This window comes from Sphingomonas phyllosphaerae (assembly GCA_036946405.1).
Lineage (GTDB): Bacteria > Pseudomonadota > Alphaproteobacteria > Sphingomonadales > Sphingomonadaceae > Sphingomonas > Sphingomonas phyllosphaerae_D.
Window position 1 is genome coordinate 2005469 of sequence record JAQIJC010000001.1, and the last position, 22040, is coordinate 2027508.

Annotated in this window: 17 protein-coding genes; 6 read left to right on the forward strand and 11 right to left on the reverse strand. The window is 68.6% G+C overall.

Going from position 1 to position 22040, the window contains the following annotated elements:
* Positions 1–177 precede the first annotated feature (177 nt).
* The 6 genes from kynA to PGN12_09680 all read right to left on the reverse strand — a co-directional run bounded on the left by kynA (position 178) and on the right by PGN12_09680 (position 7258).
* Positions 178–993, reverse strand: a complete 816-nt coding sequence (gene kynA / locus PGN12_09655; protein ID MEH3104157.1) for a tryptophan 2,3-dioxygenase — start codon at positions 991–993, stop codon at positions 178–180.
* Positions 990–2183, reverse strand: a complete 1194-nt coding sequence (gene kynU, locus PGN12_09660; GenBank protein ID MEH3104158.1) for a kynureninase — start codon at positions 2181–2183, stop codon at positions 990–992. Before kynU ends, kynA begins: the two co-directional genes overlap by 4 nt.
* A 139-nt stretch (positions 2184–2322) precedes the next feature.
* Complete coding sequence (locus tag PGN12_09665; GenBank protein ID MEH3104159.1) at positions 2323–3867, reverse strand: DHA2 family efflux MFS transporter permease subunit; 1545 nt, start codon at positions 3865–3867, stop codon at positions 2323–2325.
* Between the two features lie 306 nt (positions 3868–4173).
* A complete protein-coding gene (locus PGN12_09670) occupies positions 4174–5343 on the reverse strand; it encodes an efflux RND transporter periplasmic adaptor subunit (protein MEH3104160.1) in 1170 nt (389 codons plus the stop codon).
* On the reverse strand, positions 5340–6806 hold the full coding sequence (locus PGN12_09675) for an efflux transporter outer membrane subunit (protein MEH3104161.1): 1467 nt from the start codon (positions 6804–6806) through the stop codon (positions 5340–5342). The genes PGN12_09670 and PGN12_09675 overlap by 4 nt, the downstream gene beginning before the upstream one ends.
* Positions 6797–7258, reverse strand: coding sequence for a MarR family winged helix-turn-helix transcriptional regulator (locus tag PGN12_09680; GenBank protein ID MEH3104162.1), 462 nt, complete (start codon positions 7256–7258; stop codon positions 6797–6799). Before PGN12_09680 ends, PGN12_09675 begins: the two co-directional genes overlap by 10 nt.
* A gap of 90 nt (positions 7259–7348) precedes the next feature.
* Between PGN12_09680 and PGN12_09685 the strand changes: the two genes are divergently transcribed.
* The 4 genes from PGN12_09685 (at position 7349) to PGN12_09700 (ending at position 13254) form a co-directional block, all read left to right on the forward strand.
* On the forward strand, positions 7349–10246 hold the full coding sequence (locus PGN12_09685) for a pitrilysin family protein (GenBank protein MEH3104163.1): 2898 nt from the start codon (positions 7349–7351) through the stop codon (positions 10244–10246).
* An 11-nt stretch (positions 10247–10257) separates the two neighbouring features.
* Positions 10258–10557 carry a hypothetical protein gene (locus tag PGN12_09690; GenBank protein ID MEH3104164.1) on the forward strand — a complete coding sequence of 100 codons (300 nt, stop codon included), beginning with the start codon at positions 10258–10260 and terminating at the stop codon, positions 10555–10557.
* Between the two features lie 130 nt (positions 10558–10687).
* Positions 10688–11107, forward strand: a complete 420-nt coding sequence (locus PGN12_09695; protein ID MEH3104165.1) for a Dabb family protein — start codon at positions 10688–10690, stop codon at positions 11105–11107.
* Positions 11108–11181: 74 nt separating this feature from the next.
* Complete coding sequence (locus PGN12_09700) at positions 11182–13254, forward strand: DUF3857 domain-containing transglutaminase family protein (GenBank protein ID MEH3104166.1); 2073 nt, start codon at positions 11182–11184, stop codon at positions 13252–13254.
* A gap of 117 nt (positions 13255–13371) precedes the next feature.
* Here PGN12_09700 and PGN12_09705 read toward each other — a convergent pair whose 3' ends face one another.
* Complete coding sequence (locus PGN12_09705) at positions 13372–14133, reverse strand: ABC transporter permease (protein MEH3104167.1); 762 nt, start codon at positions 14131–14133, stop codon at positions 13372–13374.
* The gene (locus PGN12_09710; protein ID MEH3104168.1) at positions 14130–15059 is read right to left on the reverse strand and encodes an ABC transporter ATP-binding protein; all 930 of its coding nucleotides are present in this window, start codon (positions 15057–15059) and stop codon (positions 14130–14132) included. Before PGN12_09710 ends, PGN12_09705 begins: the two co-directional genes overlap by 4 nt.
* Positions 15060–15205: 146 nt before the next feature.
* Here PGN12_09710 and PGN12_09715 point away from each other — a divergent pair, with 146 nt between their 5' ends.
* Positions 15206–16213 (forward strand): hypothetical protein, encoded by a 1008-nt coding sequence (locus PGN12_09715; protein ID MEH3104169.1) that lies wholly within the window; start codon positions 15206–15208, stop codon positions 16211–16213.
* Here PGN12_09715 and PGN12_09720 read toward each other — a convergent pair.
* Complete coding sequence (locus tag PGN12_09720) at positions 16210–16920, reverse strand: DsbA family protein (protein MEH3104170.1); 711 nt, start codon at positions 16918–16920, stop codon at positions 16210–16212. The genes PGN12_09715 and PGN12_09720 overlap by 4 nt on opposite strands.
* On the reverse strand, positions 16917–18266 hold the full coding sequence (locus PGN12_09725) for a M48 family metalloprotease (protein ID MEH3104171.1): 1350 nt from the start codon (positions 18264–18266) through the stop codon (positions 16917–16919). The genes PGN12_09720 and PGN12_09725 overlap by 4 nt, the downstream gene beginning before the upstream one ends.
* Before the next feature lie 351 nt (positions 18267–18617).
* Between PGN12_09725 and PGN12_09730 the strand changes: the two genes are divergently transcribed.
* Positions 18618–18749, forward strand: a complete 132-nt coding sequence (locus PGN12_09730) for a hypothetical protein (GenBank protein MEH3104172.1) — start codon at positions 18618–18620, stop codon at positions 18747–18749.
* Positions 18750–18811: 62 nt separating this feature from the next.
* Here the strand turns inward: PGN12_09730 and PGN12_09735 are convergent, their stop codons facing one another.
* Positions 18812–21460, reverse strand: a complete 2649-nt coding sequence (locus tag PGN12_09735) for a ribonuclease E/G (GenBank protein MEH3104173.1) — start codon at positions 21458–21460, stop codon at positions 18812–18814.
* Between the last annotated feature and the right edge of the window lie 580 nt (positions 21461–22040).

Here is a 22040-nt window from a genome sequence, read left to right on the forward strand (position 1 = left end):
CGGGATGCGGGTGACGATTGATCGGCCTCATTTCGATCGACGGGCTTCCGTGTTTCGTCGCCCCGGACTTGATCCGGGGTCCCGCTTCTTATTGGCGACCGCGGTAAAAAGCGGGATCCCGGATCACGTCCGGGATGACGAGAAACGGCGGGCGCTCGGTAGGTTTGTATACCCGGTCTACAGCTGCGTGCGCACCGCCCATAATTCGGGGAACAGCTCGACCTCCAGCATGCGGCGCAGGTAGGATACGCCGGCGGTGCCGCCGGTGCCGCGCTTGAGCCCGATCACACGCTCGACGGTGGTGACGTGGTTGAAGCGCCAGCGGCGGAAATAATCCTCGAGATCGACCAGTTTCTCGGCGAGTTCGTAAAGCGGCCAGTGCGCTTGCGGGTCGCGGTAGACGGTCGCCCAGGCGGCGGTGACCGCCTCGGCCGGCACGTGCGGCGCGCGCCAGTCGCGCGCGGGTTCGGCGAGCAGCCCGGCGGCGTGGAGTCGGGTGAGCGCGGCGTCGTAGATGCTCGGCGCGGCGAGGATCGCCTCCAGCCGCGCGAGCGTCGCCGGCCGGTGGCGGTGCGGGCCGAGCGTCGCGGCGGTGCGATTGCCGCACAGATATTCGATCGCGCGATACTGCCACGACTGGAAGCCCGACGACCGGCCGAGCGCGTCGCGAAAGGTGGTGTAATCGCTCGGCGTCATCGTGCGCAGCACGTCCCACGCGCCGTTGAGCTGTTCGAGGATGCGCGACACGCGCGCCAGCAGCTTGAACGCCTGTGGCAGCGCGCCCGACAGGATCGCGTCGCGTGCGCTTTCGAGTTCGTGGACCGCGAGCTTCATCCACAATTCGCTGGTCTGGTGCTGGATGATGAACAGCAGTTCGTCGTGCGCGTCGCTCAGCGGGTGCTGTGCGTCGAGGACGCGGTCGAGCGCGAGATAGTCGCCATAGCCCATGCGGTCGGCGAAGTTCAGCTCGGCGTCGTGGTGGGTATCGGTCATGTCACGTTAGCGCGCTGGTGGAAGTACGGCTGGTCCCATTCGCCGGTCGCGAGGATGTGGGCAAGGATCGCCGCGGCCTGCGCGACGTCGGTTTCGGTCAGGTACAAGGGCGTGAAGCCGAAACGCAGCACCTCTGGGGCGCGGACGTCGCCGATCACGCCGCGCGCGATCAGCGCCTGCATCACCGCATAGGCGTGCGGATGCGTGAAGCTGACCTGGCTGCCGCGCGCGTGCGGGTCGCGTGGCGAGGCGAGCGTGACTTGTGGGCAGTGCGCCTCGACGTCGCGGACGAAGCGCTCCGACAGGCGGATCGACGCGGCGCGCAGGTCGGCCATGTCGACCTGATCCCACGCGTCGAGCGCGGCGTCGAGGATCGACAGCGCGACGATCGGCGGCGTGCCGACGCGCATCCGCGCGACGCCGGGCGCGGGGCGGTAGCCGCGCTCGAACGCGAACGGTGCGTCATGCCCGAACCAGCCGGCGAGGATCGGCTGCGCGACATCGGCATGCTCTGGCGCGACATGGATGAAGGCCGGCGCGCCGGGGCCGCCGTTGAGATATTTGTAGGTGCAGCCGACCGCGAAATCGGCGCGCGCCGCGGTAAGGTCGATCGGCAGCGCGCCCGCCGAATGCGCGAGATCCCAGACGGTCAGCGCGCCCGCCGCGTGCGCGCGGGCGGTGAGCGCGGGCATGTCGTGGAGCCGGCCGGTGCGATAATCGACCTGCGTGAGCATCACGACGGCGACGCTGTCGTCGATCGCGGCGGCGACGTCTTCGGGGGCGACGACCTTGACCTCGAGCCCGCGGTTCAACGCCTGCGTCAGCGCGTCGGCGATATACAGATCGGTCGGGAAATTGCCGGTGTCGGACAGCACGACGCGGCGGTCGGGGCGGAGCGCGAGCGCGGCGGCGAGCGCCTGGAAGACCTTGATCGACAGCGTGTCGCCGGTGGTGACGCTGCCCGCCGGCGCGCCGATCAGCCGCGCGATCCGGTCACCGACGCGCGCGGGGAGGGTGGTCCAGTCGGCGTCGTTCCACGCGCGGATCAGACGGTCGCCCCATTCGGCGCGGAGGACGTGCGCGGCGCGGTCCTCGGCAGCGATGGGCAACGGGCCGAGCGAGTTGCCGTCGAGGTAGATCACGCCGTCGGGCAGGTGGAAGAGCGCGTGGGTGGCGGCGAAATCGGTCATGCGCGCAGGGTAGGATTGTTGCCGGGGCGACGAAAGCCCTTCCTTCCGTCATCCCGAACTTGATCCGGGATCCCGCTTCTTCGCCGGCCAAGGAGAAGCGGGGCCCCGGCTCAAGGCCAGGGCGACGATTGACGGGGGCTCAATCCGCCGCGACCGGCCCATGCTGCGGCTTCGGGCGGCGGCACAGCCAGATCGGCACGATCAGCACCGCGGCCAGCCATGCCGACAGCCGGAACAGGTCGGTCGAGGACAAGAGATACGCCTGCCCGACCATCTGGCGCGTAACTGCCGCGGCGGCCTGTTGCGTGCTCATGCCCAGCTTCCCCAGCTTCTCCGCCGCCATCTGCCAGCCGATGCCGTTGCCGATCGCCTCGGCCAGCCGCGACTGGTGGAGTGCCTCGCGGCGGTCCCAGGCGGTCGAGATCAGCGAGGCGGCGAACCCGCCCGCGACGATCCGGCCGAAGTTCGAGATGCCGGTCGCCGAGGGGATCTTCTCAGGGGGAATGCCGTCGAGCAGGATCGTCAGCATCGCGAGGAAGAAGGTCGCCATCGACACGCCTTGCACCAGCAGTGGCAGCATCAGGTCGACGAAGGTCGCCTGCGTCGTGAAGCCCGAGCGCATCCAGTAACTGATCGCAAAGCCGGCGAAGGCGACGGTGGCGAGGATGCGCGCGTCGATCTTGCCCGACAGCCGCGCGATCAGCGGGGTCAGGATCACCGCCACCAGTCCGCTGGGCGCGGCGACCAGCCCGGCCCAGGTCGCGGTATAGCCCATCTGCGTCTGGAGCCACAGCGGCAGGATCAGGATGTTGGCAAAGAATACTGCATAGCCCAAGGAGAAGGCGAGGTTGCCGATCCAGAAGTTGCGGCGCGCGAACAGCGTCAGGTCGACGGTCGGATTGGCGTCGGTCAGCTCCCAGATCACCCAGGCGACGAAGCCGATGATGGCGACGATCGACAGCACTATGATCAAGGGATCGTTGAACCAGTCGGCGTTCTTGCCGAGGTCGAGCATCACCTGCAACGACCCGACCCACAGCACCAGCAGCCCGAGCCCGACGGTGTCGATCGGCAATTGCGCGGTCGGCGTCTCGCGGTCGCGCAGCCGCGTCCAGCAGATGAAAGCGGTGATGATCCCGAAGGGGACGTTGATCAGGAAGATCCACGACCAGTGATAATTGTCGGAGATGTAGCCGCCGAGGATCGGCCCCATGATCGGCGCGACCAGGGTCGTCATCGACCAGATGCCGAGCGCGGTCGAACGCTTGTCGGACGGAAAGATCGCGATCAGCAGCGCCTGGCTGCCGGGCATCATCGGCCCCGACACCGCGCCCTGCATGACGCGGAACAGGATCAGCGACGGCAGGTCCCAGGCGATCCCGCACAGGAACGAGGCGAGCGTGAACAGCGCAACCGAGGTGCAGAAGACGCGCACCACGCCGAAGCGCCGCATCAGCCAGCCGGTCAGCGGCACCGCGACGCCGTTGGCGACCGCAAAGGCGGTGACCACCCAGGTCGAGTTGTCGCTGGAGACGCCGAGATTGCCGGCGATCGTCGGCAGCGAGACGTTGGCGATCGTCGAGTCGAGCACCATCATGAAGGTGCCGAGCGCGAGCGCGAGCGCGGTGACGCCGAGCCGTGCGCCGGTGAGCGGCGGGGGCGCGGCGGGAGGTGCGCTAGCCATGGTCTACGCTCCGCTCGTCTTCCCTCACCATCACCGTCATTCCCGCGAAGGCGGGAATCCAGACATGTTGACGGTTTGGCTGGAGTCCCGAGGATCGAGCGGGATGACGAGAGATCAACTCACCCCTCCCCTTCAGGGGAGGGGCCAGGGGGTGGGGGACTCTCGCGAGTCTGATGTTCGGGGATAGGCCCCACCCCAACCCCTCCCCTGAAGGGGAGGGGCTTAACTGGCGCGCAGCGACGCTCTGACGCTCTCGAAGTTCTGGATTCCCGCTTTCGCGAGAATGGCCGACGGGGGCGGGACTCATTACCGGTTCGCCGCCACGATGCGGCGGATCGCCGTCTCGACCTGCGGATCGGTGCCGGTGGTCGTGTCGCCCTGATAGGGCGTGGTCGCCGCTTGCGCGAGTTGCGCGCCGCGCGTGTCGGCGGTGTCGATCGTCGCCTTCACCGACAGGCCGATGCGCAGCGGATGTGAGCGGAGTTCGCGCGGGTCGAGCGCGATGCGGACGGGGAGGCGCTGGACGATCTTGATCCAGTTGCCGCTGGCGTTCTGCGGCGGCAGCAGCGCGAAAGCGTTGCCGCTGCCCGCCGACAGGCCGACGACGCGGCCGTGGAACTTCACGTCGCCGCCGTACATGTCGGAGGTCAGCTCGACCGGTTGGCCGATGCGGACATCCTTCAGCTGCGTCTCGCGGAAATTGGCATCGACCCACACGCGGTCGAGCGGGACGATCGCCATCAGCGGCGTGCCGGCGTTGACCTGTTGCCCGACCTGCACCGTGCGCTGCGCCACCACGCCCGCGATCGGCGCGGTCATGTGCATGTGGCTGCGCGTGATCGCGGCGCGGCGATAGGCGGCGATCGCGCTCAGCACCGCGGGGTTGGTGTTCACGTCGGTGCCCTGCACGGTCGCCTGCGCCTGACGCCGCTGCTCGCGCGCGAGGCGCAGATTGGCCTGCGCGACCTTCACCGCATCGGCGGCGTGCGACAGTTCCTCGCCCGACACCGCGCCCTGCGCGGCGGCCGAGCGGCGACGCGCATAATCGGCCTGCGTGCGCGACAATTCGGCCTGCGCCTGGACGATCCCGGCGTCGCTCTGCCCGACGCGCGTGAAGTCGGCGCGGGTGCTGCGTACCGCGCGCGCCAACTCGGCGGCGGCGGCGGCGACGTTGACGTCGGCGGTGGTCGGATCGAGGTCGATCAGCGGCTGCCCGGCCTTGACCGCCTGCGTGTTGTCGGCGCGCAACGCGGTGACGGTGCCCGGATCGCGCGCGGTGACCGCGACCACGTCACCCGCGACATAGGCGTCGTCGGTTTCCTGCTCAGGCGGGCTGAAGAAGAAGTGCATCACCGCCCAGACGATCGCGGCGATCGCGACCAGCACCGCGAGGATGGTCAGCGCACGGCGACGCGCGGCGGGCTTTCCGGCGGGAGCAGGCGCGGGTGTGGGAGCGGGAGTGGCGGTGTCGGTCATCGGGCAGCGTCCTGAACGGGGTCGAAGCCGCCGCCGAGCGCGGTGGCGAGTTGCGCGCGCGCGGCGAGCGCGTCGATGGAGAGGCTGGCGTCGGCCAGCTCGGCGTCGAGCAGGCGGACGTCGTTGTCGACCAGATCGAGCCGGCTGTTGAGCCCGCTGGCGACGCGGATCGTGTTGAGGCGGTTGGTCTCCGCAAAGCCGGCGGTCACCTGACGCTGGCTGACGCGCGCGGTATCTGTGGCGCGGACCTGCGCGATGGCGTCGGCGACCTGTCGCGCGGCGGTGACGACCGCGTCATTGTATTGCGCGGTCGCGACGTCGAGCGCCGCGGTGGCGCCGGCCAGATCGGCGCGGCGCCGTCCGCTGTCGAACAGCGGCAGGTGGAAGGCTGCGCCGCCGCCCGCCGTGCCGGAGTCGAGATCGACGAAATTGCCGAACCCGATCGCCTGCAGCCCGACCAGCGCCGACAGGTTGATGTTGGGGTAGAAAGCGCGGCGCGCGACTTGGCGCTCGGCCCCGGCAGCGGCGATCCGCGCCTGCGCCGCGGCGATGTCGGCGCGGCGCGCGAGCAGGTCGGCGGGGATCGCGGTCGGCACCGGCAAGGCGGTGTCGGTCGCGAGCTGCGTCGCGCCGATCGTCGCGGCATAGTCGCTGCCGCGCCCGGCGAGCGCCGCGAGCGCGTTGGTGGCGAGCACGCGCGCCGCCTGCGCCTGCACCAAAGCGAGCCGCGCCTGCGCGAGCAATGTCCCGGCGGCGGTGACGTCGATACGGCTGGCAAGCTGGCTGCGTTCGCGCGCCTGCACCAGCGACAACGAGCCCTCGCGCGCCGTGATCGTGCGCGCGGCGATCGCGGCGCGGCGCTCGGCGCGCGCGACCTCGACGTAATTCTGCACCACCGCGCCGGCGAGCATCAGCCGTGCGGCGGCGACGTCATAGCCGGCGGCGCGGGTCTGTGCCGCGGCGGCCTCGATCGCGGCCTTCTGCCGGCCGAACAGGTCGAGGTTCCACGATAGCCCGGCCTGCGCCGTGCCGAGCGCGCGAACGGTGCCGGCATAGGGCGGCGGGATCGTGTAATTGCCCGATAGGCGCGTGCCCTGCACCTGTGCATCGGCGTCGATCGACGGACGGCGCTCGGCATCCTGTCGTTCGAGGGCCGCCTGCGCCTGACGGACGCGCGCCGCGGCGATGTCGAGCGACGGGTTGCCGGCGAGCGCGTCGGCGACCAGCCGGTCGAGCTGCGGATCGCCGATCGCATGCCACCAGTCGGGGGCGAGCTGCACCGACGGGCCGGCGAGCGCCAGCGCGGCCGGGGTCTTCGCCTCGACCGACGTGTGCGAGGCGGGGGCGGCGCAACCGGCGAAGAGCAACGCCACCGCCGCGGCCAACCCGGCGCGGGCGCGCGCGAGGCTGCACAGCGCGCGCGGCGTGGGGGGCGCGTGCCCGGCGGGAGGGGTCAGGGGCATGTGGCGATGTCCTCCAGCGTGCGGCGCAGCTTCTGCATCTGCGCGATCAGCGTCTCGATCTCGGCGTCGGTCCAGCCGGTGAAGCAGCGATTCCAATGGTCGATCACCATGTCGCGGCAGCGGAAGGTGGCTGCGCGTCCGGCGGGGGTCAGTGAAAGATGCACCACGCGGCGATCGTCGGCGGAGCGGGTCCGCTCGACGAACCCTTTCTCCTCCAGCGTGTCGATCAGCCGCGTCATCGCGCCCTTGTCGTGCGCCATCCCGCGCGCCAGCGCCGCGCAGGTCGGCGCCTCACCGTGATGGATCGTCATCATCGCCGACCATTGCGACGTGTTCAGCTCCTCGTCCGTCAAGATGCGGTCGAGCAGCGCGGTCATCGTCTGGTTACAGGTCTTGATGAGGTAACCGATCGATCGATCCGGTGTGTAGCTGTCGGGATCGTAGAAGCTCATGAATGTTGCCATGGCAACCATTGCCGGGGCAGTCAATGACTTTGTTTCGTAACATTGCTGGTTCCGGGTCAGTCGTCGCGCTTGCGGCGGATGCGCCGGTCGCTATGGTTTCGGTCGACACTTCATTTCCCCGGGGGAGCATCAACGTTGGCTTATCGCGCATTTCTGGCCGCCGGTTCGGCGCTCGCGGCTTTGACGACCCCCGTGCTGGCGCAGAAGGCCCCGGCTGCCGCCCCGGCGCCGGTGTCGCAATTGGTGAAGGCGGTCGACATTCCGTATCAGCAGTTTACGCTGAAGAACGGGCTGCGCGTGATCGTCCATACCGATCGCAAGGCGCCGATCGTGGCGGTCAGCGTGTGGTATGACGTCGGGTCGAAGCACGAGCCGCAGGGCAAGACCGGCTTCGCGCATCTGTTCGAGCATCTGATGTTCAACGGCAGCGAGAACGCGCCGGGCGATTTCTTCGAGCCGCTGCAACAGGTCGGCGCGACCGACTTCAACGGCACGACTTATTTCGACCGCACCAACTATTTCGAGACGGTGCCGACCGCCGCGCTGGAGCGCGCGCTGTTCCTCGAATCGGACCGCATGGGCTATCTGACCGGCGCGATCACGCAGGGCGTGCTCGACGAGCAGCGCGGCGTGGTGCAGAACGAGAAGCGGCAGGGCGACAACCAGCCGTACGGCCTGCTCCGCTACAAGGCGACCGAGGGACTGTTCCCGGCGACGCACCCCTATGGCCATACCACGATCGGTTCGATGGCCGATCTCGATCAGGCGAGCCTTGCCGACGTCAAGAACTGGTTCAAGAGCCATTACGGGCCGAACAATGCGGTGCTGGTGCTGGCCGGCGACGTCGATGTCGCGACCGCCCGGCCGCTGGTCGAGAAGTATTTCGGCGCGATCGCCGCCGGGCCGAAGAGCGTCGCGCCGCCCGCGCCGATCCCGGCGTCGCTGCCCGGGCCGGCCAAGGAAGTCATGAAGGACCGTGTCGCCGCGACGCTCATCATGAAGGAATGGGCGGTGCCCGGCCTCAACGACAAGGATTCGGCGTCGCTGGAGGTCGCCGCGGGCGTGCTCGGCGGGCTGGCCAGCTCGCGGCTGAGCAACGTGCTGGTGAAGGGCGAGAAGCTCGCGGTGCAGACGCAGGCCGAATATGAGTCGTTCGCGCAGGTCGGGACGTTCGGGATCACGACGATCGTGCGCCCCGGCGTCGATCCCGCAACCGTTTCGGCGCGAATCGACCAGCTCGTCGCCGACTTCATCAAGAACGGTCCGACCGCCGACGAGGTCAATCGCTACGTCACCAGCACGGTGTCGGGCCGGATCGACGGACTGGAAGCAGTCGGCGGGTTCGGCGGCAAGGCGGTCGCGCTCGCGGAGGGCGCGCTCTATTCCAACGATCCCGGTTTCTACAAGAAGCAGCTCGCCGAACTGGCGGCGCAGACCCCCGCAAGCGTCAGGGCGGTCGCGGCCAAGTGGCTGACGCGGCCTTCCTACCAGATCGACATCGTCAACGGCGACCGTGACGCTTATGCCGAGTCGAAGGCGGTGCCCCCGGCCAAGGTGGTCGAGGCGCCCGAACAGCCCGCGAAGGGCACGCGCGGCCCAATCCCGGCCGTCGGCGAGGTCGCCGGCCTGTCGTTCCCGAAGGTCGAGCGCTCAAGGCTCTCGAACGGTATCGAGCTGGTCTACGCCAACCGCGCGGTCGTGCCGATCACGCAGGCGGTGCTCAGCTTCGACGCGGGCGTGGCGGCGGATGTCGCCGACAAGCTGGGCACGCAGCAGCTGACGCTGAGCATGATGGACGAGGGCACGAAGGCGCTGAACTCGATCCAGATCGCCGAGGCGCGCGAGCGGCTGGGCGCGTCGATCTCGAGCGGGAGCAGCCCGGATCGCACGACCTTGTCGCTGCGCGTGCCGAGCGCGAACCTCGCGGCGGGTGCGGACCTGTGGGCGGGCATCGCGCGCACCCCGGCCTTTCCCGAAAGCGAGCTGGCTCGCGTCAAGACGCAGCAACTGACCGAGATCGCGCAGGAGCTGACCAGCCCGCAGGGGCTGGTGCAGCGCGTGCTGCCGAAGCTGGTGGCGCCGAATTCGCCTTATGCCAAGGCGCAGGGCTCGGGCGATGCGGCGGCGGTGCAGGGGCTGACCCGCGCCGAGTTGATCGCGTTCCAGCAGGCATGGTTGCGCCCGGACAAGGCGAAGATCTTCGTCGTCTCCGACCGGCCGCTCGCCGAGATCCGGCAGGTCATGGAGGCGCGGTTCGGCGACTGGAAGCCGGTCGGCGCGGCCGGTGCCAAGGTGTTCCCGCCGGCGTCGACCGCAGTGTCGCCGCGGATCGTGCTGGTCGACCGTTCCGCCAGCCCGCAGTCGATGATCGCGGCGGCGGTGCAGACCGGGCTGAAGGGCACCGACGATCTGCTGCCGGTACAGGTCGGCAACGATGCGCTGGGTGGCAGCTTCCTCGGCCGGCTCAACATGGACCTGCGCGAGGACAAGCATTGGTCGTACGGCGTGCGCGGCAATTTCACCCGCAATGCGGAGGCTGCGCCCTATATCATGTACGCGCCGGTGCAGGCCGACCAGACCGGCCCGTCGGTGGCGGCATTGCGCGCCGACGTGACGCAGTTCCTGACGAGCAAGCCGATGACGCAGGAGGAGTTCGCGCGCGCCATCAACGCCGGCACGCGCTCGCTGTCGGGCAATTTCGAGACGTCGGGCGACGTGTTGACCGCGATGCAGGCCAACGACCTGTTCAAGCGTCCCGACGATTATTACGCGACGATCACCCAGAAATATCGCGCGCTGACGCTGCCGCAGGTCAATGCGGCCACCAGGGCGGCGATCGATCCCGCGAAGTTCGTGTGGGTGGTGGTCGGCGAGGCGGCCAAGGTGAAGCCGCAGCTTGACTCGCTGGGGCTGCCGGTCGAGGTCATGCCGGCTGCTGCGGTGGCCGGAACGCGTCCGGCGCCCGCCGCCAAGTAAGGAGTAACACGATGGCCGGAGTGGATGGGACCTACGATTGCACGGTGAAGTCGCCGCTGGGCGATCAGAAGATGACGCTGACCGTCACGCAGTCGGGTGAGACGTTCACCGGCCAGGCGTCGGGCGCGATGGGCGCGTCGGACGTGAACGGCACCGTCGATGGCAACACGCTGGCATGGAAGCAGCAGATGACGGTGCCGATGCCGATGACGCTCGATATCACCGCGACCGTCGATGGCGACACGGTGACCGGCAGCGTCGGCGCCGGTGCATTCGGAAGCTTCCCGCTGTCGGGGACCCGCACCGCCTGAGTATGGGCTTGCCGGTTTGGCGCTGACGGACGGCGCGGTGGGAGCGATCCTGCCGCGCCGTACGACTATTTGGGACTGGCAAGTCCTTGCCGCGCAAGGCACATCCGGCCGCTAGTCAGGGAGACGGGTCGTGGATGCAGGACGCAGGGAGATGATGGCGATGATGGCGATCGGCGGGGCAGGGATCGTGGGAGCCGTTACCGGCGGCGAGGCGCAGGCGGCCGCCGCGGTGGTGCCCGCCAAGGTGGTGCATCATGTGTTCTTCTGGCTGAAGGACCCGACCTCGACCGCCGACCGCGATCGCCTGATCGCGGGGCTGCGCACGCTGGCGGCGATCCCGGTGATCCGCGCGCTGCACATCGGCGTCCCCGCCGATACCGAGGCACGCGATGTGGTCGATGGAAGCTATCAGGTGTCGGAGCTGATGTTCTTCGATACCGTCGCCGACCAGAAGGCGTACCAGGACCATCCGATCCACCGGAAGTTCGTCGCCGATTGCGAGCCGCTGTGGCGCAAGGTGACGGTGTACGACACGCTGCGCGTCGATTGACGCGGGCGTCATCAACCGAGTTGCGCGCCCTGCGACAGCCTCTACACTGACGACAAAGGGGCGGGGGGTCGTCGGTGAATCGGTGGGTGGCATGGGGTGCGGCAGGCGCCTCGATGGTGGTGGCGTCGACGGTTGCGGGACAGGCCACGGATGCGGCGCGTGATGTCCGTTATGCGCCAGCGCCGGGCTGGGTGATCGCGCCGCCGTCGGCGAGCGATGCGCCGCTGCCACCGGGTGCGCCGATGCGGGTCGTGTATGTCGACCAGCAGGTGCGGCTGGTGCCGGGCGGCAGCGAGTCCTACGAGGCGTATCGCTTCAAGGTGCTGGCGCCCGAGGCGCTGGCGGTCGGGAACGTCTCGGTCGCGTGGTCGCCGGGAAGCGACGTGCTGACGGTCCACCGCTTGCAGATCATCCGCGACGGCAAGCCGATCGACGTGCTGGCGACGCAGAAGTTCGCGATCCTTCAGCGCGAAAGCAACCTCGAACAGTCGATGCTTGACGGGCAATTGACCGCGGCGCTCCAGGCCAGCGGATTGCAGGTCGGTGACGAGCTCGACTTCGCGTTTACGCGCGCGTCGCGCGACGCTGCATGGGGGGAGCGGCCGCAGGGCGGAATGCAGTTCCCGATCATGGGGATGCGCGGTGCGTGGCGGTGGCGGCTGCTCGAACCGGCCGGGCAGAACGTGGTCGTCAAGGCGATCGGCGATCTGCCCGCGCCCGTCATCGAGCGGGCCGGGCCGCTGACCGATCGGCGCTACACGCTGTCGGATCCGGCCAGCGCGGTGCTGCCCGAACAGGCCCCGCCGCGCTTCGGGGTGACGCGCGCCGTGCAGTTCAGCGGTTATGACGACTGGCGCACCGTATCCCAGACCTTTGCACCGCTATTCACCCGGGCCGCGATGCTCGGCGCGGCGTCGCCGGTGAGACAGGAAGCGGCGCGGATCGCGGCGGAAACCAGCGATCCTGCGCGGCGGATCGAGGCGGCGCTGCGCGTCGTCGAGGATCGCATCCGTTACGTCTATGTCGGGCTGGACGGCGGCAATTACGTCCCGGCGACGGCGGACGAAACGTGGCAGCGACGGTTCGGCGACTGCAAGGCGAAGACCGCCTTGCTGATCGCGATCCTGCGCGAACTGGATATCGCGGCCGAGCCGGTGCTGGTGGCGAGCAACGGCGGTGACGGGATCGACGAACGGCTACCGACGCCCGGTGCCTTCGATCATGTCATCGTGCGGGCCACCGCGGGCGGCGCATCCTATTGGCTCGATGCGACGCGGCTGGGCGATCGGCATCTGGCCGACCTGCCGCCACCGGCGTCGCGCTGGGGTTTGGCGCTGCGTGGTGACGGCGCGCCGCTGGAAGCGCTGCCCGCGATGCCGCCCCGATTGCCCGACCGGATCGAGGCGATCGACATCGATGCCAGCGCGGGCTTCGACAAGCCCGGCATGTACCGGGCGCAGCACGTGCTGCGCGGCGACGAGATCTTCACGATCCGCGCGCAACTGGCCGGGCTGGCCGACGCGGACGCGCAGCGTGCGGTCGCTGCTTACTGGCGACAGCAGCTTCCCGGTGTCGAGGCGACCACGACCGGCTGGAAATTCGATGACGAGCACCGCTTGCTGGTCCTGTCGATGACCGGCACCGGCAAGGTCGAGTGGGAGGGCGACGCGAAGGGCGGGCACACGCACTACGTCTATTACGCCGGCTATACGCCCCCCAACGAACTGAATCGGCCGAAGGACCAGCCGCAGGATGCGCCGTGGGCGACCGACTATCCAAGCTTCACCTGCTATTCGGCGACAGTGAAGGTACCGGCGGCAGGCAAGGGATTCCGCTGGAGCTTTTCGTCGAAGCCGGTCGACCGGACCTTGGGCGGGGTGACCTATTGGCGGATCGCGACGTTCGAGAATGATGTCGTGCATGTCACCCGGACGCGGCGGACCGACGTTCGCGAGATCAGCGCGACGCAGGCGCGGCTGTTGAACGATGCGATCGCCAAGTTCGACAACAACAAGGCCTATGTGTTCGAAACGCGCGGCACGCCGTCTGTCGACGTCGCCGCTCCCGGAAGCGACTTCGGCAACTTCGCGGCTTTCGCCGGGCCGAACCCGCCGTGCCAGCGGCCGGTAGTGCCTGTGAGTAAGTAGGCGCAGAACGCCGCAAAATTCCGCTCATCATTGCGAGCGTAGCGAAGCAATCCAGTGTCGGACCAGGACGCCCTGGATTGCTTCGCTCCGCTCGCAATGACGGACGTGGATGCGGCATCAGCTCTTCAGCCGCCAGCCGGTGCGGAAGATGGTCACGACCGCGGCGAGGCACAGCGCCGCGAACCCCAGCGTCACCGCGACGCACAATGCGAACGATACGTCGCTCTGTCCGAAGAACGTCCAGCGGAAGCCGTTGATGAGATAGGCGACCGGGTTGAACAGCGTCACGGTCCGCCATGGTTCGGGCAAGACGTCGAGCGAATAGAAGGCGCCGCCAAGGAAGGTCAGCGGGGTGATGACCAACAGCGGGATGATCTGCAATTGCTCGAACCCGTTCGCCCAGATGCCGAGGCAAAAGCCGAATAGCGCGAAGCTGGCCGTGACCAGCAGCAGATAGAGCAACATCAGCAGTGGATGCGCGATGGGCAGATCGACGAACAGATGCGCGGTGGCGAGGATCACCATCGCGATCACCATCGACTTGGTCGCCGCCGCGCCGACATAGCCGAGCACCGTTTCGATCGGCGACAAGGGGGCCGATAACAGCTCGTAGATCGTGCCGGTGAACTTCGGCATGTAGATGCCGAGGCTGGCGTTGAAGATACTTTCCGAAAAGATCGTCAGCAGCATCAATCCGGGCACGATGAACGCGCCGTAGCTGACGCCGTCGATCCCGCGCATCTGCGAGCCGATCGCCGCGCCGAAGACGATGAAATAGAGCGTGGTGGTGATGACCGGCGTCGCCAGGCTGGTCCAGATCGTCCGCCCGAACCGCGCCATCTCGAAGCGATAGATCGCCCAGATCCCATGCAGGTTCATGCGCGCTCTCCCACCAGATCGACGAAAATGTCTTCGAGGCTCGACTTGCGCGTCTCGAGATCGCGAAAGGCGATATGGTGCTCCGCCAGTCGTTCGAGCAGCCGCGGAATGCCGGTATCCTCGGCCTTGGCATCGAAGACGTAGCGCAACTTGTGTCCCTCATCCTCCAGCGACAGCGACCAGTCGGACAGCGCCGCCGGGATCGCCGTCATCGGCTCGACCAGCGTCAGGTCCATCTGGCGCTTGCCGAGCTTGGCCATCAGCGCGTTCTTCTCCTCGACCAGCAGCAGCTTGCCGCCGGTGATGACGCCGACGCGGTCGGCCATTTCCTCCGCCTCCTCGATATAATGGGTGGTGAGGATGATCGTCGCGCCCTGTTCGCGTAGCCGGTGGACCAGCTTCCACATGTCGCGGCGCAGCGCGACGTCGACCCCGGCGGTCGGTTCGTCGAGGAACAGGATCTGCGGCTCGTGCGCCAGCGCCTTGGCGATCAGCACGCGCCGCTTCATCCCGCCCGACAGGTCCTTGATCTTCGAATGCCGCTTTTCCCACAGCGACAGGTCGCGCAGCACCTGCTCGATATAGGCGGAATGCCCCGAGCGCCCGAACAGGCGGCGCGAGAAGGTGACGGTCGCCAGCACGCTTTCGAACTGGTCGGTCGCCAGTTCCTGCGGCACCAGCCCGATCGCGCGGCGCGCGGCCTTGTAGTCGCGGGTCACGTCGTGGCCGGCGACGGTGACGGTGCCGGCGCTGGGCGTGACGATCCCGCAGATGATGCTGATGAGCGTCGTCTTTCCCGCGCCGTTCGGGCCGAGCAGCGCGAAGATCTCGCCGCGGTTGACGGTCAGGTCCACCGTCCCGAGCGCGGTCGGGCCGTTCCTGTAGGTCTTCGACACACCTGCGACGGTGAGGATCGGTTCCGGCATTGCGCCCCCTTGCTGCTGCCGATCGACGCTCGGCATGGTCGTCGTCGTTTCCGACCCGGATCGGTCGCGTGCAGATGGTGATGTTCGGCCGCGAAGTCTATGGGAAGATCATCGTATCTACCGTGGGGAGGTGACGGGTGGTCGGGGTGGCCGACAGCATCGGACGACGGGCGGCGACGATCGTGGTGCCAGCCGTCATCACGGCCGGCGCGGGGCTGGCGGTACGAACGCCGCTCGCCGCCGCGCATCCGCTGCCCGCGCTGCTCTTGTTCCTGTGGATCGTCGCCGACACGCTGACTCTGGCGCTGCTCGCCCGCACGCATCGCAGGCCGCCCGCGCCGGCCGTGCTGGGGACGCTCGCGGGGGCCTGTCTGATCGTCGTGGCAGGGGCGCCACCGGCGTTGCGCGTGACGTTGTGGGAGATGCCGTGGCTGGTGACGGTCATGGCGGCGGTGGTCGTCGGGCATGTCGTGGCGGCGGGACGATCGGCGCGGCAGGCGTGGCGCGCCCCGGACGCGGGAGCGCGTGAACGGTACGAGCGGATGGCGTCGGCGCTGTTGTCGCCGATGCTGGTGCGACTGGCCGCGGCGGAATGGACGGTGCTGCATCTCGCCCTGTTCCGCTGGGGCGGCGCGCCGGAGATCCCCGCCGACGGGCGCGGCTTCGCCTATCACCGGCACCTTGCGCCGATGTGTGCGGCGTTGCTGGTCCTGTCGGCAATCGAGATGGCGGTCTATCACCTGCTGCTCGCGCATTGGAGCCGGGCGGGGGCAGTGGTGATGTTCGTGCTGAGCGATATGGGGTTCGTCTATCTGGTCGGGCTCATCAAGTCATTCCGGTTGCGCCCGATTTTGTTGATGCGCGACGGCGTGCGGGTGCGCGCCGGCTTGCTGATCGACCGCTTCGTGCCGCTGGAGGCCATCGCGGGCGTCGATGGCGATGTGCGCGGTGACGAGATGCGCGACGCCGCGACGCTCAACGCTGCATTGCTGGCGTGGCCTAACGTGGTGTTACGGCTGCGCATTCCGCTCCCGGCTCGCTCATTATGGCGTCGCAAGCCGCCGGTGGTGCGGGTCGCGTTCCGGCTCGACGAACCGGAGGCGTTCGTGCGGCTGCTACGCTGGCGGCTGGGGCAGGGGGCGGATCGCGGCTAGGACGCGTGCGCTTTCGCCACCGCGTCCTGCAAGCGATCGAGCGGGAGGGCGCCGCTGAGCAATTGGTCGCCGACCACCCACGCCGGGGTGCCATTTATTCCAAGCTTTTGCGCGAGTTCGAGGTTGGCGCGCAGCGTTTCGTCGGCGTCGGAGGGCATTTTGGCGAGATCGACCCCGCTGGCGCGGGCGGCCTGCGCGATCGTCGCGTCGCTGACCGGGCCGGCGGCGTAGAGCGCATCGTGGAACGCCTTGAATTTGCCTTGCGATGCCGCGGCGAGCGAGGCGCGGGCGGCGGTGCGGCTGCTCTCGGCGAGCACCGGCAGTTCCTTGAAGACGACGCGCAGGTTCTTGTCGGCGGCGACCAGTTTCTCGATCGTGGGCAGGCTGGCGCGGCAAAAGCCGCAATTATAGTCGTAATATTCGACGAGGGTGACATCGGCGTTCGGATTTCCGATCCACGCGTCGCCATAGGGTGCCTCGATCGCCCCGCGATTGGCAGCGATCGCGCGGGTCGCGTCGCGTTGTTGCAGCCGTTCGATCGCCTCCGGGATCAATTCGGGGTGTGCGAGGACATATTCGCGCACGACGCGACCGATCCGCGCCTCGTCCGCCGCGCCGACCGGCGCCGCGCGATCCGCAAGCCACATGCCGCCCGCGCCGAACAACAGTCCGATCGCGACCAGCCCCAACACCATCAACCGGTTCAACGCCGCTTCTTCTTTCCGTTCTTGTCGACGGCATTCTGCGCGGTCATCGCAATGTCCTGCGCGCGGATCCAGTCGGGGGTGTTCTTCGGGATGCCTGCCATCGCATAGCGGGCGCGGTCGGCGGCGGTGCGGTCGTCGCCCATCATGCTCGCACGCTCGGCACTCGCCAGCGCGGCGCGCGCCTCGTCGCCGGTCAGCTCGTAGACGGTGCCGAGCTGGAACCAGGCGAACGGATTCTCGTCGTCGCGCGCGACGGCGGTGCGCAGCACGCGCTTCGCCTCGTCGTAATGCGTCGGGTCTTCGGTCGCGATCAGCGCATGGCCATAGGTCGTCGCGATCAGCGGGTTGGCGCGCGAGCCCTCGGTCGCGCGCTTGAGCGGGGCGAGCGCGAGCTTCGGCTTGCCGGCCTCCAGCAGGATCTGCCCCATGATCTCCTGGAAATAGGGATCATCGGGCTCCTTCGCGACCAGTGCCTCGGCCTCGGCATCGGCCTTCTCGGGATAGCCGGCGCGGTGATAGGCATAGGCGCGCGCGTAATGCGCATAGACGGTCTGGTCGCTGTCGGGATATTTCTGGAGCGCCTGCGGCGGCGGCATCAGATAGCCGTCGAGCTTGGCGCGGACGCGCAGGAAACGCTCCTGAAGCGCGCTGTTGGCCGGCTTGCTCCACGCCTTCGACGCCTGCAGGTCGGCGGTCAGCGTCTGGACGCGCGTGCCCGACAGCGGGTGCGACTGCATGAACGGGTCGATATTCTTCGTGCCGTAGCGATATTCCTGCTGTTGCAGCTTCTTGAAGAACTCCAGCATCCCCTTGCCGGTGATCCCGGCGGTGTCGAGATAGCGGACCGCCGAGGCGTCGGCGGTCGCTTCCTGCACGCGGCTGAAGGCGAGGTATTTGCCCATCGCGACCTGCTGCCCGGCGGCGAGGATGCCCGCGCCGGCTTCGCCGCCGCCCGCCGCCATCGCCGCGAGCCCGAGCACCATCGAGAGCAGATAGACGCCCATCGCAGGCTTCTGCGCCTGCGCGCCGGTGATGACATGGCCGTCGGCGATATGGCCGAGTTCGTGGGCGATGACGCCCTGCACCTGATTGGCGCTGTCGGCCTGTTGGAGCAGCCCGGTGTGGATATAGACCGTCTGCCCGCCGGCGACGAAGGCGTTGATCGAATCGTCGTTGACCAGCGCGAACGACACGTCGGCGGGGCGCAGGCCCGCGGCGGTGACGAGCGGCGCGGACATGTCCTTGAGCAGCGCCTCGGTTTCGGCATCGCGCAGCAGCGACTGCGCCTGCGCGGGCTGCGCGAGGAGCAGGACGGTGGTGGCGACGGCGGCGATCAGGCGGCGCATGGGGTGGGTCTTAGGGCATGACGACAGGGGCCGGAAGGCGCGTCGGTGTTTTTCACCGGAACGTTCACCTTGTTCGTCGCCTCGGGCTCTGTCCGGGGTCCCGCTCTTTGCGACCGTGGCAAGAAGCGGGATCCCGGAGCAAGTCCGGGATGAGGTAAGGAAACAGGTGAGGGGTGCCTGCCGATCGACCCGACGCTCGCAATGACGGCGGGAGGCGTGGCAGGACCGTCGACCCGGCGGGGTGCGTTCGGGGGCACGTGCTTCGACAGGCTCAGCACGAACGGGGGTGAGCGGGGCGTTCCCAGAGCGATGGTGGTCGGGGGTGCGATCGGGCGACGCATGGAGCGGGCCGTGGAACGCGAAGACATCGGCCGGAAGCCTGCCTTCGTCATCGCGAGCGCAGCGACGCAATCCAGCGCCGGATCAGGAGGCCCCGGATTGCTTCGCGACGCTCGCAATGACGATGAAGATGCAGACGAATGAAGCTCATCGGCCGGGCTTTGCGGCGGTTCGACTGAACCGCCGCTGAAGCCCGGCCGATCGTATCACGCGCCGAAGGTGCGCTGCCACCAGCCGCGGCGCGGTTGCGCGGCGGCGTCGGCGGCCGGCTCGTCAGCGGCCGGTGCCTCGGCAACGGCGGGCTCGTCGGCGGCCGCCGGTTCGGGGGCCGCTTCCTCCACGACCTTCTTGCGACGGGTGCGCTTCGGCTTGGCCGGGGCTTCCTCGGCGACCGGTTCGGGCGCGGGCAGGCCGTCGTTGACCGGACCGGCATCGCCTGCCTCGACCACCGGCTCGGCGACCTTCTTGCGGCGCGTGCGCTTGGGCTTGGCGGGCGCCTCCTCGGCGACCGGTTCCTCGGCGGCGACCGGCTCGGGTGCCGGCTCGGCAGCCGGGGCGACCGCTGCCTTGCGACCACGCTTCGGCGCGGGTGCCGGCATCGGCTCGGCGGCGACGCGCGCGCGGGGACGACGGCGCGTCTTGGGCGCGGCGGGCTCTTCGACCGCAGGCGCTTCCTCGGCGCCCGCGTCGGCCACGACCGGCTCGGGCTCGATCGCGGCGTCTTCGACGACCTCGACCTGCGCCTCGGCCGGCTCGGCGGCCTGCTCGCCACCACGCTCACCGTCACGGCGGCGACCGCGACGCCCGCGCCGACGACGACGGCCGCCCTCGCGCTCGGCTTCCTCGCTGACGTCGACATCGGCATCGGCCGCGGCTTCCGGCTCGGCGTCCGTGGGTTCAGCCTCGTCGGCCTCTTCCTCGCCGGCCTCTTCGGTCCGCTCCTCACCCTCGACCCGGTCGCGACCGCGACGCCCGCGACGACGACGGCGGCGACGCCCGCTACGGCCGCCCTCGCCCTCGGGCGCGGCGACCTGCTCGACGGTGTCCTCGTCCTCGGCCTCTTCCTCCTCGTCGATCTCGTCCTCGACCAGATCGTCCTCGGGCTCCTCGACGATCGGGCGATCGAACTTCGGCGGATGCGCGGGCGGCGGGCCGCTGGCCTCGACCGACATGCGTGCGCCCTCTTCTTCGCCATCGGGGATGATCTCGACGGTCACGCCGTAGCGATCCTCGATCTCGGCGATGTCGGCGCGCTTGCGGTTGAGCACGTAGAAGGCCGCTTCCTGGCTGCAGCGCAGCGTCAGCACCGAGCCACGGCCACGCGCCGCTTCATCCTCGAGCAAGCGCAGCGCCGACAGCCCCGACGACGAGGCGGTGCGGACGAAGCCGGTGCCTTCGCAATGCGGGCAGGGGCGGGTCGAGGCTTCGAGCACGCCGGTGCGCAGCCGCTGGCGGCTCATCTCCATCAGCCCGAAGCCCGAGATGCGGCCGACCTGGATGCGCGCGCGATCGTTCTTGAGCGCCTCCTTCATCGCCTTCTCGACCTTACGGACGTTCGATCCGTTATCCATGTCGATGAAGTCGATGACGATCAGCCCTGCCATGTCGCGCAGGCGAAGCTGACGGGCGATTTCCTGCGCGGCCTCGAGGTTGGTCGCGGTGGCGGTCTGCTCGATATTGTGCTCGCGGGTCGAGCGGCCGGAGTTGATGTCGATCGACACCAACGCCTCGGTCGGGTTGATGACCAGATAGCCGCCCGACTTGAGCTGGACGACCGGGTGGTACATCGCGGCGAGCTGATCCTCGACGCCTGCGCGCTGGTAGAGCGGCACCGGGTCGCTGTAATGCTTCACCTTCTTGGCGTGCGTCGGCATCAGCAGCCGCATGAACTCGCGCGCCTGACGATAGCCGTCGTCGCCCTCGACGATGACCTCGTCGATGTCCTTGTTGTAGATGTCGCGGATCGCGCGCTTCATCAGGTCGCTGTCGCCGTACACCAAAGCGGGCGCACTCGACGTCAGCGTCTTTTCGCGGATCTCGTCCCAGAGGCGGGCGAGATAGTCGAAGTCGCGCTTGATCTCGGTCTTGGTGCGCTGGAGCCCGGCGGTGCGGACGATGCAGCCCATCGACGACGGCAATTGCAGGTCCGCCATGATCGTCTTCAGGCGCTTACGATCGGCGGCGTTGCTGATCTTGCGGCTGATCCCGCCGCCATGCGACGTGTTGGGCATCAGCACGCAATAGCGGCCGGCGAGCGACAGATAGGTAGTCAGCGCCGCGCCCTTGTTGCCGCGCTCTTCCTTGACGACCTGCACCAGCAGCACCTGGCGGCGATGGATGACATCCTGGATCTTGTAGCGGCGGCGCAGGTTCATGCGGCGCTGGCGCAGCGCCTCGACCTGATCGTCGTTGCCGCCCGACCGGCCGCGACGGCGCGGCGCGGGAGCGTCGCCCTCTTCGGCATCGTCATGGTCGTGATCGTGGTCGGCGTCGTCGTGATCGTCGCCCTCGGCATCGCCCTCGAACTCACCGTCGTCGAGCGCGTCCTGCTCGGCGCGCAGCGCGGCTTCCTCGGCGGCGTGCTCGGCCTCCTCGCGGAGCAGCGCTTCGCGATCCTCCTTGGGGATCTGGTAATAATCCGGGTGGATCTCGCTGAACGCCAGGAAGCCGTGGCGATTGCCGCCGTAATCGACGAACGCCGCCTGCAACGACGGCTCGACGCGCGTCACCTTGGCGAGATAGATGTTACCCTTGAGCTGCTTGCGCTCGGCACTCTCGAAATCGAATTCCTCGATCCGGTTACCCTTGACGACCGCCACGCGGGTTTCTTCCCGGTGGCGTGCGTCGATCAGCATACGCGTGGTCATTGAAAACTCTCCACGCGCCGCCCTCCGCCGAAGGGAAGGGGGCGCGACGATAAGGCGCGGCCGACCGCCCGATGGGGTCGGCGGCGCGGATGATGATGATGTCTGCTGCGGTTCGCGCTGCCGCCCGCTCCATCGAGCGGGGAAGGCCGTCCGCGATCGTGCCGCCGCCGGCACGGGCCGGGCGGAACAGCGATCGGGCGGAATGCGGCATTGCGAACGTCAACCTGATGACCCCGGGGCCGGCATGTCGCCGGGCGGGGGGTGGCACCGAAAGCTGCGTCGCGCGACCTTCGCGCAACATTTCCGGTCATCGCGACACGTAGCATCGCAATGCCTTGGCTTCAACCGGCTCGTTTTTATGATCCGAACGCGTTAATCATGCGGGAAGATCGGCGGGCTAAGCTCCCGGGCACAGGCGTGCAGCGTAGCGGGAAGGGGCGATGAAGGGCAGGACGGGAGCGATGGTCGCAGCGGCGCTGCTGGCGCTTGCCGCGCCGGTGGCGGGCGGCGATCCGTTGCCGCAGCTCGATTTCCTGCCGTGGAAGTCGCACCGCGACGCCACGCCGCG

Bases quoted from the DNA above. Each gene is read 5' to 3' on its own strand.
- PGN12_09735 (MEH3104173.1), bottom strand. From the start codon at position 21,460: ATGCTGATCGACGCACGCCACCGGGAAGAAACCCGCGTGGCGGTCGTC.
- PGN12_09725 (MEH3104171.1), bottom strand. From the start codon at position 18,266: ATGCGCCGCCTGATCGCCGCCGTCGCCACCACCGTCCTGCTCCTCGCG.
- PGN12_09670 (MEH3104160.1), bottom strand. From the start codon at position 5,343: ATGACCGACACCGCCACTCCCGCTCCCACACCCGCGCCTGCTCCCGCC.
- PGN12_09685 (MEH3104163.1), top strand. From the start codon at position 7,349: ATGCGCCGGTCGCTATGGTTTCGGTCGACACTTCATTTCCCCGGGGGA.
- kynA (MEH3104157.1), bottom strand. From the start codon at position 993: ATGACCGATACCCACCACGACGCCGAGCTGAACTTCGCCGACCGCATG.
- PGN12_09675 (MEH3104161.1), bottom strand. From the start codon at position 6,806: ATGCCCCTGACCCCTCCCGCCGGGCACGCGCCCCCCACGCCGCGCGCG.
- kynU (MEH3104158.1), bottom strand. From the start codon at position 2,183: ATGACCGATTTCGCCGCCACCCACGCGCTCTTCCACCTGCCCGACGGC.
- PGN12_09665 (MEH3104159.1), bottom strand. From the start codon at position 3,867: ATGGCTAGCGCACCTCCCGCCGCGCCCCCGCCGCTCACCGGCGCACGG.
- PGN12_09680 (MEH3104162.1), bottom strand. From the start codon at position 7,258: ATGAGCTTCTACGATCCCGACAGCTACACACCGGATCGATCGATCGGT.
- PGN12_09690 (MEH3104164.1), top strand. From the start codon at position 10,258: ATGGCCGGAGTGGATGGGACCTACGATTGCACGGTGAAGTCGCCGCTG.
- PGN12_09710 (MEH3104168.1), bottom strand. From the start codon at position 15,059: ATGCCGGAACCGATCCTCACCGTCGCAGGTGTGTCGAAGACCTACAGG.
- PGN12_09705 (MEH3104167.1), bottom strand. From the start codon at position 14,133: ATGAACCTGCATGGGATCTGGGCGATCTATCGCTTCGAGATGGCGCGG.